At 71.4% G+C, this 16,634-nt stretch carries 13 protein-coding genes and 1 riboswitch; of the genes, 12 read left to right on the top strand and 1 reads right to left on the bottom strand.

Translation table 11 applies throughout. From position 1 onward, the window contains the following. The first annotated feature begins 84 nt into the window (after positions 1-84). The 12 genes from ACZ56L_RS09000 (at position 85) to ACZ56L_RS09055 (ending at position 14,012) form a co-directional block, all read left to right on the top strand. The gene (locus tag ACZ56L_RS09000; protein ID WP_380836801.1) at positions 85-1,113 is read left to right on the top strand and encodes a glycosyltransferase family 2 protein; all 1,029 of its coding nucleotides are present in this window, start codon (positions 85-87) and stop codon (positions 1,111-1,113) included. 61 nt (positions 1,114-1,174) lie between these two features. Then, the gene (locus ACZ56L_RS09005) at positions 1,175-1,852 is read left to right on the top strand and encodes a SurA N-terminal domain-containing protein (RefSeq protein WP_345222210.1); all 678 of its coding nucleotides are present in this window, start codon (positions 1,175-1,177) and stop codon (positions 1,850-1,852) included. Between the two features lie 90 nt (positions 1,853-1,942). Beyond that, entirely contained in the window at positions 1,943-2,992 is a 1,050-nt protein-coding gene (locus ACZ56L_RS09010; protein WP_471062718.1) for a nucleoside triphosphate pyrophosphohydrolase, read from the top strand. A 74-nt stretch (positions 2,993-3,066) separates the two neighbouring features. Continuing rightward, entirely contained in the window at positions 3,067-4,350 is a 1,284-nt protein-coding gene (locus ACZ56L_RS09015) for a cytochrome P450 family protein (protein WP_471062720.1), read from the top strand. 115 nt (positions 4,351-4,465) lie between these two features. Continuing rightward, complete coding sequence (locus ACZ56L_RS09020) at positions 4,466-5,593, top strand: transglycosylase family protein (protein WP_471062722.1); 1,128 nt, start codon at positions 4,466-4,468, stop codon at positions 5,591-5,593. A 264-nt stretch (positions 5,594-5,857) separates the two neighbouring features. Continuing rightward, positions 5,858-6,061, top strand: a riboswitch (cyclic di-AMP (ydaO/yuaA leader). A 2-nt stretch (positions 6,062-6,063) separates the two neighbouring features. After that, positions 6,064-6,777, top strand: a complete 714-nt coding sequence (locus ACZ56L_RS09025) for a transglycosylase family protein (RefSeq protein ID WP_345222219.1) — start codon at positions 6,064-6,066, stop codon at positions 6,775-6,777. 511 nt (positions 6,778-7,288) lie between these two features. Continuing rightward, positions 7,289-8,584, top strand: a complete 1,296-nt coding sequence (eno, locus tag ACZ56L_RS09030) for a phosphopyruvate hydratase (RefSeq protein ID WP_345222221.1) — start codon at positions 7,289-7,291, stop codon at positions 8,582-8,584. 108 nt (positions 8,585-8,692) lie between these two features. Continuing rightward, positions 8,693-9,178, top strand: coding sequence for an FtsB family cell division protein (locus ACZ56L_RS09035; protein ID WP_345222224.1), 486 nt, complete (start codon positions 8,693-8,695; stop codon positions 9,176-9,178). Positions 9,179-9,224: 46 nt separating this feature from the next. Continuing rightward, positions 9,225-9,761: a DUF501 domain-containing protein gene (locus ACZ56L_RS09040; RefSeq protein ID WP_345222226.1), complete on the top strand. Its 537-nt coding sequence runs from the start codon at positions 9,225-9,227 to the stop codon at positions 9,759-9,761. After that, positions 9,758-10,678, top strand: coding sequence for a Ppx/GppA phosphatase family protein (locus ACZ56L_RS09045; protein WP_471062725.1), 921 nt, complete (start codon positions 9,758-9,760; stop codon positions 10,676-10,678). Before ACZ56L_RS09040 ends, ACZ56L_RS09045 begins: the two co-directional genes overlap by 4 nt. A 371-nt stretch (positions 10,679-11,049) precedes the next feature. Further along, positions 11,050-12,456 carry an NAD(P)/FAD-dependent oxidoreductase gene (locus ACZ56L_RS09050; RefSeq protein ID WP_471062727.1) on the top strand — a complete coding sequence of 469 codons (1,407 nt, stop codon included), beginning with the start codon at positions 11,050-11,052 and terminating at the stop codon, positions 12,454-12,456. Between the two features lie 221 nt (positions 12,457-12,677). Further along, positions 12,678-14,012: a cyclopropane-fatty-acyl-phospholipid synthase family protein gene (locus ACZ56L_RS09055; RefSeq protein ID WP_345222234.1), complete on the top strand. Its 1,335-nt coding sequence runs from the start codon at positions 12,678-12,680 to the stop codon at positions 14,010-14,012. An 84-nt stretch (positions 14,013-14,096) separates the two neighbouring features. On the opposite strand, the gene ACZ56L_RS09060 is transcribed toward ACZ56L_RS09055, so the two are convergent. Further along, on the bottom strand, positions 14,097-16,625 hold the full coding sequence (locus ACZ56L_RS09060) for an ABC transporter permease (protein WP_471062730.1): 2,529 nt from the start codon (positions 16,623-16,625) through the stop codon (positions 14,097-14,099). Between the last annotated feature and the right edge of the window lie 9 nt (positions 16,626-16,634).

The raw sequence follows: 16,634 nt of genomic DNA on the forward strand, positions 1-16,634 counted from the left end.
ACCCTGCGATTCCGTTAACCGAACCGCCCTTTCCCCGTCATCCGACTCCTGAGAGAACGTCATCTGGCCGCGCTCCCATGGCACATGCTCATCTCCCTCGTCGTGCCCTGTTTCAACGAGGCGGAAGTCGTGCGCCGATTTCACGCGCACGTGTCCCGGGAAATCGCCTCGTTCGCGCCCGCCTTTCCCTTCGAGATCTCTTTTGAATTCGTGTACGTGGACGATGGCAGCGGTGACGAAACGCTCAGCCATCTCCGGTCCCTCGCGGGTGACGACCCCCGCGCCCGGTACGTCTCCTTCAGCCGCAACTTCGGCAAGGAGGCGGCCATGCTCGCCGGCCTGCGGCACGCGCGCGGCGACGCGGTCGTCATCATGGACGCCGACCTCCAGCACCCGCCCGAGCTCATCGCCCGCATGATCACCCTGCACGTACGGGGAAACGACCAGGTCGTCGCCCGCCGCACCCGGGCGGGCGACCGCGTCACCCGCACCCTGACCGCCCGTGCCTACTACCGCTTCGTGAATCGACTTGTCGACGTGGAACTCGTCGACGGCGTCGGCGACTTCCGGCTGCTCTCCCGGCGGGCGGTCGACGCCGTGCTCCGCCTCACCGAGTACAACCGTTTCTCCAAAGGCATTTTCGCCTGGATCGGATATCCGACCGAGACCTTCGCCTACGAGAACGCGGTACGCGAAGAGGGGCGTTCCAAATGGACCTTCGGGAAACTCCTCAACTACGGTCTCGACGGCGTCATCTCCTTCAACAACAAACCACTCCGGGCCGCCCTCTACCTCGGCCTCCTTCTCCTCGCCGTTGCGCTGGCGTACACCGCGTGGATCGTCGGTGACGCGCTCGTCAACGGCGTGGAAACTCCCGGATACGTCACCCTGCTCGTCGCCGTCACCGCGCTCTCCGGCGTGCAGATGGTGCTGCTCGGCGTCGTCGGCGAATACGTCGGGCGCATCTACTACGAGGCGAAGCGCCGCCCGCACTTCCTCATCGGCGAGACCGACGCCGACGCCGGGAACGCGCCCGGGGCCCCCGCCGCCGCATCCCCCCTCACCCGCGACTCGTTGGTCGAACCAGTGGCCCGGACCACTCCGGCTGCCTAACATCGACAACCGCAAGGCTGTTGTGCAACGCCGCACGATCACCGCCCCCGGGAGGCACCCTTTGCACCGCCGTACGCGCACCCGCTCAACCCTCCTCGCCGCCGCCGGACTGCTCGCCGCAGGCCCCCTCCTCACCGCCTGCGGCAGCCAGTCCCACCCGGGAGCCGCGGCCCTCGTCGGCGGCGAGCGGATCGAGGTGTCCGCCCTCCAGGGCCAGGCCAACGCCGTACGCGCCGCCCAGGCGAAGACCCCGCAGGGCAAGGAGGTCATCAGCGGCACCGGCCAGCTCACCCGCGCCGAACTGCAGATCACCCTCTTCCGCCGGGTCGTCGAACGCGCCGCCGAGGACGCGGGCATCACGGTCAGCCGCAAGGAGGTCCAGCAGGCCCGCGCCGCCGCCGTGCAGCAGAAGGGCTCGGAGGAGCGCCTGCGCTCCGACCTCCTCGGCCAGGGGTACGCCCCCGAGCAGATCGAGTCCGCGGTACGCCGCGACATCCAGCTCACCAAGCTCGCGGCCCGGCACCGGGCGGACCTCTCCACCAACCAGGGCATGCAGAAGATGACCGCCGTCCTGGCGAAGGCGTCCAAGGACCTGAAGATCAACGTCAACCCGCGCTTCGGCGCGTGGAACGACGAGCAGATCATGCTGGTCGCGAAGAAGACGCCGTGGATCGTCCAGAAGACCAAGGACAAGGAGGCCCAGGCGGCCGCCGACGCCGGGGCCCAGCAGATGCCGTAGCCGAAGCGGCGACCGGTGCCGCGACGGGTGCGGTGGCCGGTCCCGGCACCGGGGCGGCGGCGGGGGAGCGGGCGCGGGTACGGTCGTGGGGTGACCACCGAAGCACCCCTCGACGCACCCGCCGCCCCCGGCCGCATCGTCCTGCTCACCGCCAGCCACCGGGTCGCCCCCGGCCTGCTGTCCTGGCCCGCCTGGCAGACCCTGCGCTCCGCGGACCGGGTGCTGTGCGCCGACCCCGCGCACCCGCAGCTGCCGTACCTGTACGAGGCCGGGGTGCGCGTCTCGCGGGAGACGCCGGACGCCGAGGAACTGGTCGCCTACTGCGCCGACGGCGCCCGGACCGTCGTCGTCGTCCCCTCCTCCGAGGGCTCCGGCGAGGGCGACGCCCGGCTCACCGACGGACTGGCCCGCCTCGCGGGCTCCCACCGCGTCCAGATGCCCGACCTGGAACTGCTCCCCGGCTCCTACGACCTCCCCGGCGCCCGCCTCCTCGACCTGGTCCAGGTCATGGACCGCATCCGGCGCGAGTGCCCGTGGTCCTCGCAGCAGACGCACGAGGGGCTCGCCAAGTACGGCATCGAGGAGGCGTACGAACTCGTCGAGGCCATCGAGGCGGGCGACCGCACCGAGCTCCGCGAGGAACTCGGCGACGTGCTCCTCCAGGTCGTCTTCCACGCCCGCATCGCCGAGGACGCCGACCCGGCCCCCGCCGACGCCGGTGCCGACCCGGACGCGGACCCGGACGAGGGCCCCTTCTCCATCGACGACGTCGCCGCGACCCTCATCGACAAGCTGATCCACCGCCACCCCCACGTCTTCGGCGACGAGACGGCCGCCACCCCGGCCGACGTGAAGGCCACCTGGCTGCGCACCAAGGCCGTCGAGAAGCAGCGCACCTCGGTGACGGAGGGCGTCCCCCTGGCCCAGCCCGCCCTCGCCCTCGCCGCGAAGCTGGCGTCCCGCACCCGCACGGCGGGCCTCGCCGTCCCCCTCCCCCCGGGCGACGGCGGCATCGGCTACCAGCTCCTCGCCCTGGCCGCCCGCGCCGAGGCGGACGGCGTCGACCCCGAAACCGCCCTGCGCGCCGCCGCGCGCGCGTACCGGGACGCGATCCTCGCGGCGGAGGCCGGAGCCGCCTGACCCGCCCGGCGCTGCCGGGACCGCCCCGCCGGGCTCGGAAAACGCCCGGGGACGCCAGGGGCTACCGTCGACGGGTGAGCACCGCACCCCCCGCCGACCCCGCCCCCGAACTCTTCACCTGGGAGTTCGCCACCGACCCCTACCCCGCCTACGCCTGGCTCCGCGAGCACGCGCCCGTGCACCGCACCCGCCTCCCCAGCGGGGTCGAGGCCTGGCTGGTGACCCGGTACGCCGACGCCAAGCAGGCCCTCGCCGACCAGCGGCTCAGCAAGAACCCGGCGAACCACGCCGGCTCCGCGCACGCCAAGGGCAAGACGGGCATCCCCGGCGAGCGCAGTGCCGACCTCATGACGCACCTGCTCAACATCGACCCGCCGGACCACACCCGGCTGCGCCGCCTCGTGTCCAAGGCGTTCACCCCGCGCACGGTCGCCGAGTTCGCCCTCCGCGTGCAGGAGCTCACCGACCGGCTCATCGACGGTTTCGCGGACCGGGGGTCCGCCGACCTCATCCACGAGTTCGCCTTCCCCCTGCCCATCTACGCGATCTGCGACCTGCTGGGCGTGCCCCGCGAGGACCAGGACGACTTCCGGGACTGGGCCGGGATGATGATCCGGCACGGCGGCGGGCCGCGCGGGGGCGTGGCCCGGTCGGTGAAGAAGATGCGCGACTACCTCGCCGAGCTGATCCACCGCAAGCGCGAGGACCTCGGGGACGACCTCATCTCCGACCTCATCCGGGCCGGCGACCACGGCGAGCACCTCACCGAGAACGAAGCCGCCGCGATGGCGTTCATCCTGCTCTTCGCGGGCTTCGAGACGACCGTCAACCTGATCGGCAACGGAACCTACGCCCTCCTGCGCCACCCGGAGCAGCGCGAGCGGCTCCAAGCGGCCCTCGCCGCGGGCGACACCGCCCTCCTCGCCACCGGCGTCGAGGAACTGCTCCGCTATGACGGGCCCGTCGAGCTCGCCACCTGGCGGTACGCCACCGAACCGCTCACCCTCGGCGGGCAGCCGATCGCGGTGGGCGACCCCGTGCTCGTCGTGCTCGCGGCCGCCGACCGCGACCCCGAGCGGTTCCACGATCCGGACACCCTCGATCTCAGCCGTCGGGACAATCAGCATCTCGGGTACGGGCACGGCATCCACTACTGCCTCGGCGCGCCCCTCGCGCGGCTCGAAGCGCAGACCGCGCTGGCGACCCTGCTGACCCGTCTTCCTGACCTGCGACTCGCGGCGGAACCTGCTGATTTGCGGTGGCGCGGCGGGCTCATCATGCGCGGACTGCGCACGCTGCCGGTGGAGTTCGGAAGCGGCGTGCGGGGCACCGGAAATGACCGGTCGGCAGCGATGTGACCTTTACGTGATCTCCGCTGCACCGACTTGTGACGGGTGTTCGACTGCGGCTACGTTCACGGGCGACCCGGCTGTTTCGCCAGAAGCCGAGTCACCGTCAGCGAAAGGCAACCGCATGCGTTCCGGGAACGGTAAACACCGCCGCCCGCGTCAGGCCCCCGCACTCGTCGTCGCCGCCGGGGTCACCGGCTCCGCGCTCGCGATTCCGCTTCTCGGCGCCACCAGCGCCGGAGCGGTCGAGGCAGGTGCCTGGGACCGCGTCGCCGAGTGCGAGAGCGGCGGTGCGTGGAGCGCCGACCTGGGCAACGGGCACTACGGCGGGCTCCAGTTCTCCCAGGACAAGTGGGAGCAGTACGGCGGCGACGCCTACGCCCCGCGGGCCGACCTCGCCAGCCGCTCGCAGCAGATCGAGGTGGCCGAGAAGGTCTTCCGGGCCGAGGGCCCGCAGGCCTGGCCGAGCTGCGCCGTCATCTCCGGGCTCGCCCCGGGCGGCGGCGGGCAGTCCGGTTCCGGTTCCGGCGGGGCGGGGGTGGACGCCGCCGACCCCGGCGCGATCGCCGGCATCGACTCCCGTACGCCTCCCACGCCCCCGGCGCACTCCGCGAAGCCGGACGCGGCGGACGGCGCGGCGGCCGACGCCGGGCCCGGCGACGACACCCCGGCGGGCGACCGGCCCCTGGGCGACCAGGCCCCGGGCGACCGGACCCCCGGCGCCGTCCCGAGCGGCGACGCCTCCGCGACCCCGGACCCGAACGCCGGCACGCCCGACGCCGGCACCGCCGTCCCCGTCGAGCCCACTCCCGGCTCCAGCGTCTCGCCCAGCACCGGGCCGGGCGGCGACGCCACCACGCCCCCGGGCGTGCCCGACGCCACCGGCGCCCCGGGCGCCGAGGACCGGGGCACGTCCGGCACCGGCAAGCACCGCGGCGTGCCCGCGCCGGAGAACTCCTCCCTCGCACCGGACGATTCGCCCGAAGGGGAACTCGCCGAGCGGGACGCCGGGCGGCACGCCTCGCGGGGCGGCGGCGAGAAGGGGCCGGGCGGCGCGCCCGAGCAGGAGTCGTACACCGTGCGCCCCGGTGACAACCTCTGGCACATCGCGGACGCCGCGGAGGTCCCCGGCGGCTGGTCGGCCCTCTACGAGGCCAACAAGAAGTCCCTCGGCACCGACCCGGACCTCATCAAGCCTGGTCAGCACCTGGATCTGAGCGAGGGTCAGACGGCGGAGAAGAGCGAAAAGTAGGGGTGGTTGGGGGGCTTGTGTCCATATTTGCGCAAGTGAGACATGAGTCTCTTCGCCCCAACTGGCGCGTCCCTTCGGGCGACTCCCGGTAAGCCCCCTCTGACCTGCGTAAACGCAAGGGAGGAGAGGGCAAGTACGGGGCAGATGTCCCGGATGTGCCTCTTTGAACATCCGGGGCACCTGTGATTACGGTCGTCATCGCTCGCCACCGGTGAGCACCGGAGCCCGCACGCCGAATCCTGCCGGCGGGCCTCGGCAGCAGTCGTCGCGAAAGCGCCGTAGGCAGGAGCGGGGGACCCAAGGTAAGTGCCGGGCCCGGACGTTGAGAGACGTGACGGGAACGGCTTGGGGTGAAGCCGCCGAAACGGAATGCCGCAGCAAGCAGTGTGCGGAAATCCGGACCGGAGGCCGGGCGAACTCACAGCCCGAACCCGACAGCTCACCTCGAAGGCGTCGGTGAGGGAATATCCATGTCGCTTTTCAGCAGCAAGGGCAAGCACCGCCGTCCGTCCAAGGCCACCCGTGCCGCCGCCATCGCCGGCGTCACCGGTGTCGCGGTCGCCGCCCCGCTGATGGGGGCCACCTCGGCCTCCGCCGCCTCCGTCGACACCTGGGACGCCGTCGCCCAGTGCGAGTCCGGCGGCAACTGGTCCATCAACACGGGCAACGGCTACTACGGCGGCCTGCAGTTCACGAACTCCTCGTGGGCCGCCGCCGGTGGCACCAAGTACGCCCCGCGCGCCGACCTGGCCACCAAGGGCCAGCAGATCGCCACCGCCGAGAAGCTGCTCAAGATCCAGGGCCCCGGCGCCTGGGCCTGCGCCGGTGCGGGCAACCTGAGCAACGACGGTGTCGACCCGGGCGTCAGCACGGGCTCCGGCTCCTCGCAGAAGTCCGCGAAGTCCACCAAGTCCGTGAAGTCCGCCCCCAAGGCGGAGAAGAAGCGCGAGGCCCCGGCCGCCTCCCGCAGCCAGACCCGCTCGGTGCCGAAGGTCGAGTCCAAGGCCGGTGGCCCGATCAAGAAGGGTGACGGCGAGTACCAGGTGAAGGCCGGCGACACCCTGTCGAAGATCGCCGAGGCGAAGAACGTCAAGGGCGGCTGGCAGCACATCGCAGACCTCAATGAGGACGTCGTCTCCGACGCCGACCTCATCTTCCCGGGTCAGCAGCTCCACCTGCGCTGATCCAGCGGGGACCGACGGCCCACCCCCGTCCGTCCCCGCCCCGCGGGAACCCCGGCGGCCCACCCCCGCCCGGTTCCCGCACCGCGGACCTCCGGCGGCCCACCCCCGCCCGGAGTCCGCAGCGGAAGGGGGCGGCTCACCCCCGCCCCCTTCCGCACCCCGGCCCCGGCCGGACGCGACTTCCCCCCGAACGCGTCCCGCCGGGGCCGTCCCCTGTACGGGCGGGCGCCGCCGGCCGCGTCGGCCCGAGAGGGCTCACCCGTGCGCGTCAGCACTCAGGCGTGCACACGGGCCGTGCTCGCGGGAGAACAGATCCGTGACCCTCGGTGAGGTCACCGGGGTCCTTCGTCCTGTATTACAGGCATTCGGGCATCTTTTCGTCCCAGCGTGCGGTCGATCGGCTGGCCGATGCCCTGGAGCCGGTTAGGCTCTTGTCGCAAGGCCGAAAGAGACCCTGCGCCGTGTGCCCCTTCCGGGGGCCCGCCACCTTCGCGTCACATCCCATAAGGAGATGCTCGTGCCGTCCATCGACGTCGTCGTAGCCCGGGAAATCCTGGACTCCCGAGGCAACCCCACGGTCGAGGTCGAGGTCGGCCTCGACGACGGCAGCACGGGTCGTGCTGCCGTTCCGTCCGGCGCCTCCACCGGTGCCTTCGAAGCCATCGAGCTCCGTGACGGCGACCCGAACCGCTACCTGGGCAAGGGCGTCGAGAAGGCCGTCCTCGCCGTCATCGAGCAGATCGGCCCGGAGCTCGTCGGCTACGACGCCACCGAGCAGCGCCTGATCGACCAGGCGATGTTCGACCTGGACGCCACCGAGAACAAGGGCTCGCTGGGCGCCAACGCCATCCTCGGCGTCTCCCTGGCCGTCGCGCACGCCGCCTCCGAGGCCAGCGACCTGCCGCTGTTCCGCTACCTCGGCGGCCCGAACGCGCACCTGCTGCCCGTCCCGATGATGAACATCCTCAACGGCGGGTCGCACGCCGACTCCAACGTCGACATCCAGGAGTTCATGATCGCGCCGATCGGCGCCGAGTCCTTCTCCGAGGCCCTGCGCTGGGGCGCCGAGGTCTACCACACCCTCAAGAAGGTGCTGAAGACCAAGGGCCTGTCCACCGGCCTCGGCGACGAGGGCGGCTTCGCGCCGAACCTGGAGTCCAACCGCGCCGCCCTCGACCTCATCGTCGAGGCCATCCAGCAGGCCGGTTACATCCCCGGCGAGCAGATCGCGCTCGCGCTCGACGTCGCCGCCTCCGAGTTCTACAAGGACGGCAAGTACGAGTTCGAGGGCAAGTCCCGCTCGGCCGCCGAGATGACCGAGTACTACGAGGAGCTCGTCTCCGCGTACCCGCTGGTCTCCATCGAGGACCCGCTGTACGAGGACGACTGGGCGGGCTGGAAGGTCATCACCGACCGCATCGGCTCCAAGGTCCAGATCGTCGGCGACGACCTCTTCGTCACCAACCCCGAGCGCCTGGCCCGCGGCATCGAGGAGGGCTCCGCGAACGCCCTCCTGGTCAAGGTCAACCAGATCGGCTCGCTCACCGAGACGCTGGACGCCGTCGAGCTCGCGCAGCGCAACGGCTTCAAGTGCATGATGAGCCACCGCTCCGGCGAGACCGAGGACGTCACCATCGCCGACCTCGCCGTCGCCGTGAACTGCGGCCAGATCAAGACCGGCGCCCCGGCCCGCTCGGACCGCGTCGCGAAGTACAACCAGCTGCTGCGCATCGAGGAGATCCTCGACGACGCCGCGGTGTACGCCGGCCGCTCCGCGTTCCCGCGGTTCCGCGCCGCGAACCAGTAGCAGCGGCAAGGGCCGGCCCCCCGCCGGGGGTCCACGCCTCCGTACGTCCCCGTACCCGGTCCCGTACCGTGTGCGGGGACGTCGGCGCGTAACGGGGAGGACTCAAGGATGGCCGCACGCAACAAGGGCGACCGGTTCTCGACCACCACCCGGCTGCGGCTGCTCGGCGAGCAGACCGCCGCCCGCGTCTACCGCTCCCAGACCCGCCGACAGGCCCGCCGCTCCCGGCTCACCGGCCGGGCCGCCCTGCTGGTGCTCGTGCTGTGCACGCTGGTGGTGGCCCTCGCGTATCCGATACGGAGCTACTTCTCGCAGGCGACCGAGATCGCCGACCAGGAGCGGGCCAGGAACGAGGCGCACCGGCGGGTGGAGCAGCTCCGCGACGCCAAGGCCCGCCTGATGGACGACGCGTACGTCGTCCGCCTCTCCCGCGAGCACCTGCACTACGTGAAGCCGGGCGAGACCGGTTTCACCATGTACGACCCCCAGGCCCCCGGCACGGCCCGGCGCCCCGACGGGAACGGGGCCGCCGACCGGCCCTGGTACTCCAACGTGTGGGACGGCGTCGACCGGGCCGACCGCGGCGAACCGTAGACCCGCACCGCAGAACGTCACCGGAACAGACCGACAGAAGGCACGCATGCAGACCCCGCCCCCGACCACGCCGCGCACCGAGCCCACCGAGAGGGACATCGAGGCGTTCAAGCTCCAGCTCGGCCGCCCGCCGCGCGGGCTGCGCGCGATCGCGCACCGCTGCCCCTGCGGCAACCCGGACGTGGTCGAGACGGCCCCGCGCCTGGAGGACGGCACGCCGTTCCCCACGCTCTACTACATGACCTGCCCGCGGGCCACGGGCGCCATCGGCACCCTGGAGGGCTCCGGCCTCATGAAGGAGATGCAGGCGCGGCTCGCCACCGACCCGGAGCTGGCCGAGCAGTACCGGGCCGCCCACGAGGACTACCTCGAGCGGCGCGACGCGATCGAGGAGCTGGTGGGCTTCCCCAGCGCGGGCGGGATGCCCGACCGGGTGAAGTGCCTGCACGTGCTGGTCGGCCACTCCCTGGTGGCCGGCCCCGGCGTGAACCCCTTCGGCGACGAGGCGCTGGCCCTGCTCCCGGAGTGGTGGGCCAAGGGCCCCTGCGTGACGCCGTGCGCCGACACGGAGGCCGCCCGGTGACCCGGGTCGCCGCCGTCGACTGCGGTACGAACTCCATCCGCCTGCTGGTCGCGGACGCCGACCCGAGGACGGGCGAGCTGGTCGACCTGGACCGGCGCATGACGATCGTCCGCCTGGGCCAGGGCGTGGACCGCACCGGCCGGCTGGCCCCCGAGGCCCTGGAGCGGACGTTCGCCGCCTGCCGCGAGTACGCGGAGATCATCACGGCGCACGGCGCCGAGAAGGTCCGCTTCGTGGCCACCTCCGCGTCCCGCGACGCCGAGAACCGGGACGAGTTCGTCGCCGGTGTCCTGGACATCCTGGGCGTCGAGCCCGAGGTGATCACCGGCGACCAGGAGGCGGCGTTCTCCTTCACCGGCGCCACCAAGGAGCTGACCGGTTCCGGCGAGGACTACCTCGTCGTGGACATCGGCGGCGGCTCCACGGAGCTCGTGGTCGGCCGGGAGGGCGTCGAGGCGGCCCGCTCCGTCGACATCGGCTGCGTACGCCTCACCGAACGCCACCAGCCGTCCGCCCCGGCCACCCCCGAGCAGGTCGCCGCGATCCGCGCGGACATCGCGGCCGCCCTGGACCTGGCCGCCGAGACCGTGCCGCTCACCGGCCGCCCCCGCACGCTGGTCGGCCTCGCGGGCTCGGTGACGACGGTCGCCGCGATCGCGCTGGGGCTGGAGGAGTACGACTCCCAGGCCATCCACCGCTCCCGGATCCCGTACGAGAAGGTCCGCGAGATCACCGAGTGGCTGGTGTCCGCCACGCACGACGACAAGGCCGCCGTGCCCGCGATGCACCCCGGCCGCGTCGACGTCATCGTCCCCGGCGCCCTGATCCTGCTGGCCCTCATGGAGCGCGTGGGGGCCTCGGAAGTGGTGGTCTCCGAGCACGACATCCTGGACGGGATCGGCTGGTCCATCGCCTGATCCGGGTGCCTGCGGAGGGCGGCGAGGCCGGGCGCGGAACGAAGTTCGTGAAGTTCTTCACAAGGAAAAGGGGCCCGATGGGCCCCTTTTTCGCGCCGGAGGGCCGAAGGGGTGGGCCTTCGGGCCCGGGGGTGTGCATAACGGACGCTTCTGGGCGCGCCGCCGAGGTAGGGGGCGGATAAGTGGTTCACCCGCCGGAAGGGGCCATCGGGCCAGTTGGGAAGGGGTTTCCAACGCGCCGGGAGGAGGAGTGGTTCCCCGCCCGGGGCATGACCTGGGTCACGTGGGCCGCGCAGTGTAGCAGAGGGTGCCGAAGACCTTGTGAAGGGGCTCACGAGGGGACCCCCGCGGCGGGGTGGATACTCGATTCCATGAGCACCACGGAGCGTCCCAGGATCCTCGTAGTAGGCGGTGGGTACGTAGGCCTGTACGCGGCACAGCGCATTCTCAAGAAGATGCGTTATGCGGAAGCGACCGTCACGGTCGTCGACCCGCGCTCGTACATGACCTACCAGCCCTTCCTGCCCGAAGCCGCCGCCGGCAACATCTCGCCGAGGCACGTCGTCGTACCGCTGCGACGCGTCCTTCCCAAGGCCGAGGTGCTTACTGGCCGGGTCACCACCATCGATCAGGACCGCAAGGTCGCCACGATCTCCCCGCTGGTCGGCGAGGCGTACGAGCTGCCCTTCGACTACCTGGTCGTCGCGCTCGGCGCCGTCTCCCGCACCTTCCCGATCCCCGGCCTCGCCGAGCAGGGCATCGGCATGAAGGGTGTCGAGGAGGCCATCGGCCTGCGCAACCACGTCATCGAGCAGCTCGACAAGGCCGACTCCACGCACGACGAAGAGGTCCGCCGCCGCGCGCTCACCTTCGTCTTCGTCGGCGGTGGCTTCGCGGGTGCGGAGACCATCGGCGAGGTCGAGGACATGGCCCGCGACGCCGCCAAGCAGTACTCCAACGTCTCGCGCGACGACATGCGGTTCATCCTCGTCGACGCCGCCGACAAGATCCTTCCCGAGGTGGGCCCGGACCTGGGCCGCTGGGGCAAGGAGCACCTGGAGTCCCGCGGCGTCGAGATCCACCTCTCGACCTCCATGGACTCCTGCGTCGACGGCCACGTCGTGCTGAAGAACGGCCTCGAGGTCGACTCCAACACCATCGTGTGGACGGCCGGCGTCAAGCCGAACCCGGTTCTCGCGCGTTACGGTCTGCCGCTCGGCCCGCGCGGTCACGTGGACACCCAGGCCACCCTCCAGGTGCAGGGCAGCGACTACATCTGGGCCGCGGGCGACAACGCCCAGGTCCCGGACCTGGTCGGCCGCAAGAACGGCAACCCGAACGCCTGGTGCCCGCCCAACGCCCAGCACGCGCTGCGCCAGGCCAAGGTCCTCGGCGACAACGTGGTCTCCGGCATGCGGGGCTTCCCGCAGAAGGAGTACAGCCACGCCAACAAGGGCGCGGTCGCGGGTCTCGGCCTGCACAAGGGCGTCGCGATGATCGTCATGGGCAAGATGAAGATCAAGCTCAAGGGCCGTCTCGCCTGGTACGCCCACCGCGGCTACCACGGCATGGCGATGCCGACGTTCAACCGCAAGATCCGCGTGCTGGCCGACTGGACGCTGGGGATGTTCCTCAAGCGCGAGGTCGTCTCGCTCGGCGCCATGGAGACTCCCCGCGAGGAGTTCTACGAGGCCGCCAAGCCCGCGCCGGCTCCGGTCGACGCGGTGAAGGTGCCGGCCGCCGTCGAGCCGAAGAAGGCCGAAGCGAACGCCTCCTGACGCTTCGTCAGCAGTCGCGCTCCGTACGTCCGGTCCGAAGGGGCCGCCCGCCATCCGTGGTGCGGGCGGCCCCTTCGGCGTTTCCGCGCCCAACCAGGTGTAACGACCATGCGCTTTGCCCTCCCGTGACCCGGACCCGGGATGCGGTGCCCTCCCCCCGGTGTTATGTCGAGTAGTACGCCGATGCCCGTACGTCATCGCGAACCCTGGAGGTGTGCACCATGGCCGATGCCGCACTGCGGCTGACCAGACTTGCCGAGGAACTCCTCTCCGTCCCGCTCCCCGTCCGCATCCGGGCCTGGGACGGCAGCGAGGCGGGCCCGCCGGGCGCCCCGGTCCTCGCGATCCGCGACCGCAGGGCCGTGCGCCGCCTGCTGTGGAAGCCCGGCGAGCTGGGGCTCGCCCGCGCGTGGGTGGCCGGCGAGATCGACGTGGAGGGCGACCTCTACGAGGCCCTGGACCTGCTCGCCGACCTCATCTGGGAGCGCGAGGGCGACGGCCCGGGCGCCGTCCGTGCGCTGCGGGACCCCCGCCTGCGCGCCGCGGCCCGCGAGCTGCTGAAGCTCGGCGGCCCCTGTCCGCCGCCGCCCCCGCCGCCCGAGGAACTGCGCCGGCACACCGGCCGGCTGCACACCAGGCGTCGCGACAGGGAAGCCATCAGCCACCACTACGACGTCGGCAACGACTTCTACTCCCTGGTCCTCGGGCCGTCCATGGTCTACTCCTGCGCCTACTTCCCCGACCCCGACGCCTCCCTCGAAGACGCCCAGCGCGACAAGCTCGACCTCGTCGCCCGCAAGCTGGACCTGAAGCGGGGGCAGCGCCTCCTCGACGTCGGCTGCGGCTGGGGCTCCATGGCCCTGCACGCCGCCCGCCACTACGGCGTCCACGTCACCGGCATCACCATCTCCGCCGAGCAGGCCGCCCACGCCCGCGAGCGCGTCGCCGAGGAGGGCCTCGCCGACCGCGTCGAGATCCGGGTGCAGGACTACCGCGACGTCCTTCCCCAAGCTCTCGGCTCCGCTCAAGCAGGGGATGCCCCATTCGGCCCGTACGACGCCATCTCCTCCATCGGCATGGCCGAGCACGTCGGAGCGGTCCGCTACGGGGAGTACGCGGCCGATCTGTACGCCCTGCTGAAGCCCGGCGGCAGGCTGCTCAACCACCAGATCGCCCGGCGCCCGCTCACCAGCGAGGAGACGTACCACGTCGACGCCTTCATCGACTCCTACGTCTTCCCCGACGGCGAACTGGCGCCGGTCGGCCGCACGGTCGCCCTGCTGGAGGAGGCCGGGTTCGAGGTCCGCGACCTGGAGTCGATCCGCGAGCACTACGCCCTGACCCTGCGCCACTGGGTGGCCCGCCTGGAGAAGAACTGGGAGGCCGCCGTGCAGACGGTCACCCCCGGCCGGGCCCGCGTCTGGCGGCTGTACATGGCCGCCTCCGCGCTCTCCTTCGAGCACAACAAGATCGGCGTGAACCAGGTCCTCGCCGTGAAGCCCGCCGCCTCGGGGGCGTCCGGGCTGCCGCTGCGGTCCCGCGTGTGGGGCGGCTGACCCCCTGGGACGCGGGCCGCGAAAAAGGGGACGGCCCCACCACGTCGTGCGTGGCGGGGCCGCCCCCTCGTCCCGTTCCCCCGGCTACTCGGCCTTGATCGCGGAGAGCATGTTCAGCTTCGCCGCGCTGCGGGCCGGCCACATGGCGGCCAGCACGCCGACCACACCGGCCAGCAGCAGGAAGACCCCGATGCGGTCCCACGGGATGGTCAGGGCGTAAGCCGGGATCTTGTCCTTGAACGTCTCGCCCACGGCCCACGCGATGAAGGTGCCGAGGACGACGCCGACGACCGCGCCGAACAGCGAGATCACCACGGACTCCAGCCGGATCATGGTCTTCACCCGGCTGCGGTCCAGGCCGATCGCCCGCAGCATGCCGATCTCCTGCTGACGCTCGAAGACGGACATCGCGAGGGTGTTGACGACGCCGAGGACCGCGATCACCAGGGCCATCGCCAGCAGGCCGTACATGATGTTCAGCATCAGGTTGATCATGCCGCCGACCTGGGCGCGCACCTGCTCCTGGTCCATGATCACCATGGCCGGGTTCTTGCCGGTCGCGTCGACCAGCGCCTGCTTGTTCGCGGCGGACTCGCCGCCGTCCATCTGCACGTACATCGCGTAGTACATCGGCGTCTTGAAGTGCGTGGCGAGCGTGCGCACGTCCATGACGACCTCGTTGAAGTTGTCGCTGTCCTCGAAGACCGCGCCGACCTTCAGGGTGTCCTTCTTGCCGTCCTCGTACATCACGGGGATCTGCTGGCCGAGCCGCAGGCCCTGCTTGTCGCGGAGCGTCTTGTTCACGGCGACCTCGCCGCGGGTGAGCGCGTCCTCGGAGCCCTGGAGCACCGAGAAGGACAGGACCGGGCCCAGTGCCTTCGGGTTGACGCCGTCGGTGACCAGGTAGCCGCCCTCGGCCTCCAGACCGGCGGTCAGCTTCGGGGTGGCGACGGTGACGCCGGGGGCCTTGGCGAGGGCGTCGACGACGCTCTGGCTGATCTCCGACTGGTTGGCCATCTGGACCGTGTAGTCGGCCTTGATCTGCTCGGTGGTCGAGCGGTCGATGGACTTGCCGACGGTGACGCCGATGACGGACAGGCCGGTCACCAGGGTCAGGCCGATCGCCAGGGCGGAGGCGGTGGCGCCGGTACGGCGCGGGTTGCGCACCGAGTTCAGGCCCGCCAGCTTGCCGGAGACCTTGAAGACCCGGTTCAGCAGCGGCTGCACCAGACCGATGACCGGCCGCGACAGCAGCGGGATCAGCACGATGACGCCGAGCAGCGCCAGGAACGCGCCGCCGCCGATGACCGTCTTGCCGTCGCCGCCCATGGTCGAGCCGAGCACGATCAGGGCCGCGCCGACGGCGGCCAGGACCGCGCCGATGGAGTTGCGCACGACCAGGGACTTGGTGGTGGGAGTGGAGTGCAGGCTGTTCATCGCGGCGACCGGCGGGATCTTCGCGGCGCGGCGGCCCGGCAGCCAGGCGGCCAGCATCGTGATCAGCACGCCGACGGCCAGCGCGGAGACGACCGGGGTGACGCCGACGACCATGTCCCCGGCGGGCATCTGCGCGTCCATGGAGTCCAGCAGCGGGCCCATGGCGGCGGCCATGCCGACACCGATGAAGAAGCCGACGACCGAGGCGATCAGGCCGACGATCAGGGCCTCCGCCAGTACGGAACGGGTGATCTGCTTGCGCGAGGCGCCCACGGCGCGCATCAGCGCGACCTCCTTGGTGCGCTGGGCGACCAGCATGGTGAAGGTGTTGGAGATCAGGAAGACACCCACGAACAGCGCGATGGCGGCGAAGCCGAGCAGCACCTGGGTGAGGCCGCTGGTGGCCTCCTTGATGTGCTTCGTCTGCTCGGCGGCGAGCTCCGCGCCGGTCTTGATGTCCGCGGCCTCCGGCAGCAGCGGCTTGATCTCGGAGACCAGCTTGTCGTTGTCGGCGCCGGGCCGGGCGGTGAGCGTCAGGTTCGCGTAGTAGCCGGGCTCCAGGAAGAGCCGCTGGGCGGTCCCGGAGTCGAACAGCACCAGCGAGCCGCCCGCGTTCACCTCGCCATCCTCCGTGGTGAAAACACCGGAGAGGGTGAACTCCTTGGCGGGCTGGTTGGTGGCGACGCGCACCTTGTCGCCGACCTTGTAGCCGCCCTTCTCGGCGGTCTTGGCGTCGAGGGCGATCTCGGTGCCGTTCGCCGGGCCCGCGCCGTTGCGGAAGGTGTAGGCCGGGTCCTTGCCGTCCTTGCCGGGGGCGAAGTTGCCGCCCCGGTTGGACCAGCCCTGGGCGAGCAGTTCGCCCTTGCGGGAGGCGGCGCCCGCGAAGCCGTCGACGCGGGGGGTGACGGTCTCGACGCCGTCGAGCCCGCCGATCTTCTTCACCAGGGCCTCGCTGACGCCGGGGACGCCCTTGGAGTCGTTCTTGTTGTGGTAGGTCTCGACGCCGACGGCGACGTTGCCGAGGCTCTTGGAGGCCTGCTTGGTGAAGGCGTTGGAGAGGGTGTCGCTGTAGATCAGGGTGCCGGAGACGAAGGCGACGCCGAGCATGACGGCGAGCACGGTCATCAGCAGCCTGGCCTTGTGCGCGAGCACGTTGCGCAGGGCGGTGCGGAACATGGGGGTTAC

It is taken from the genome of Streptomyces sp. NPDC039736 (genome assembly GCF_055596485.1).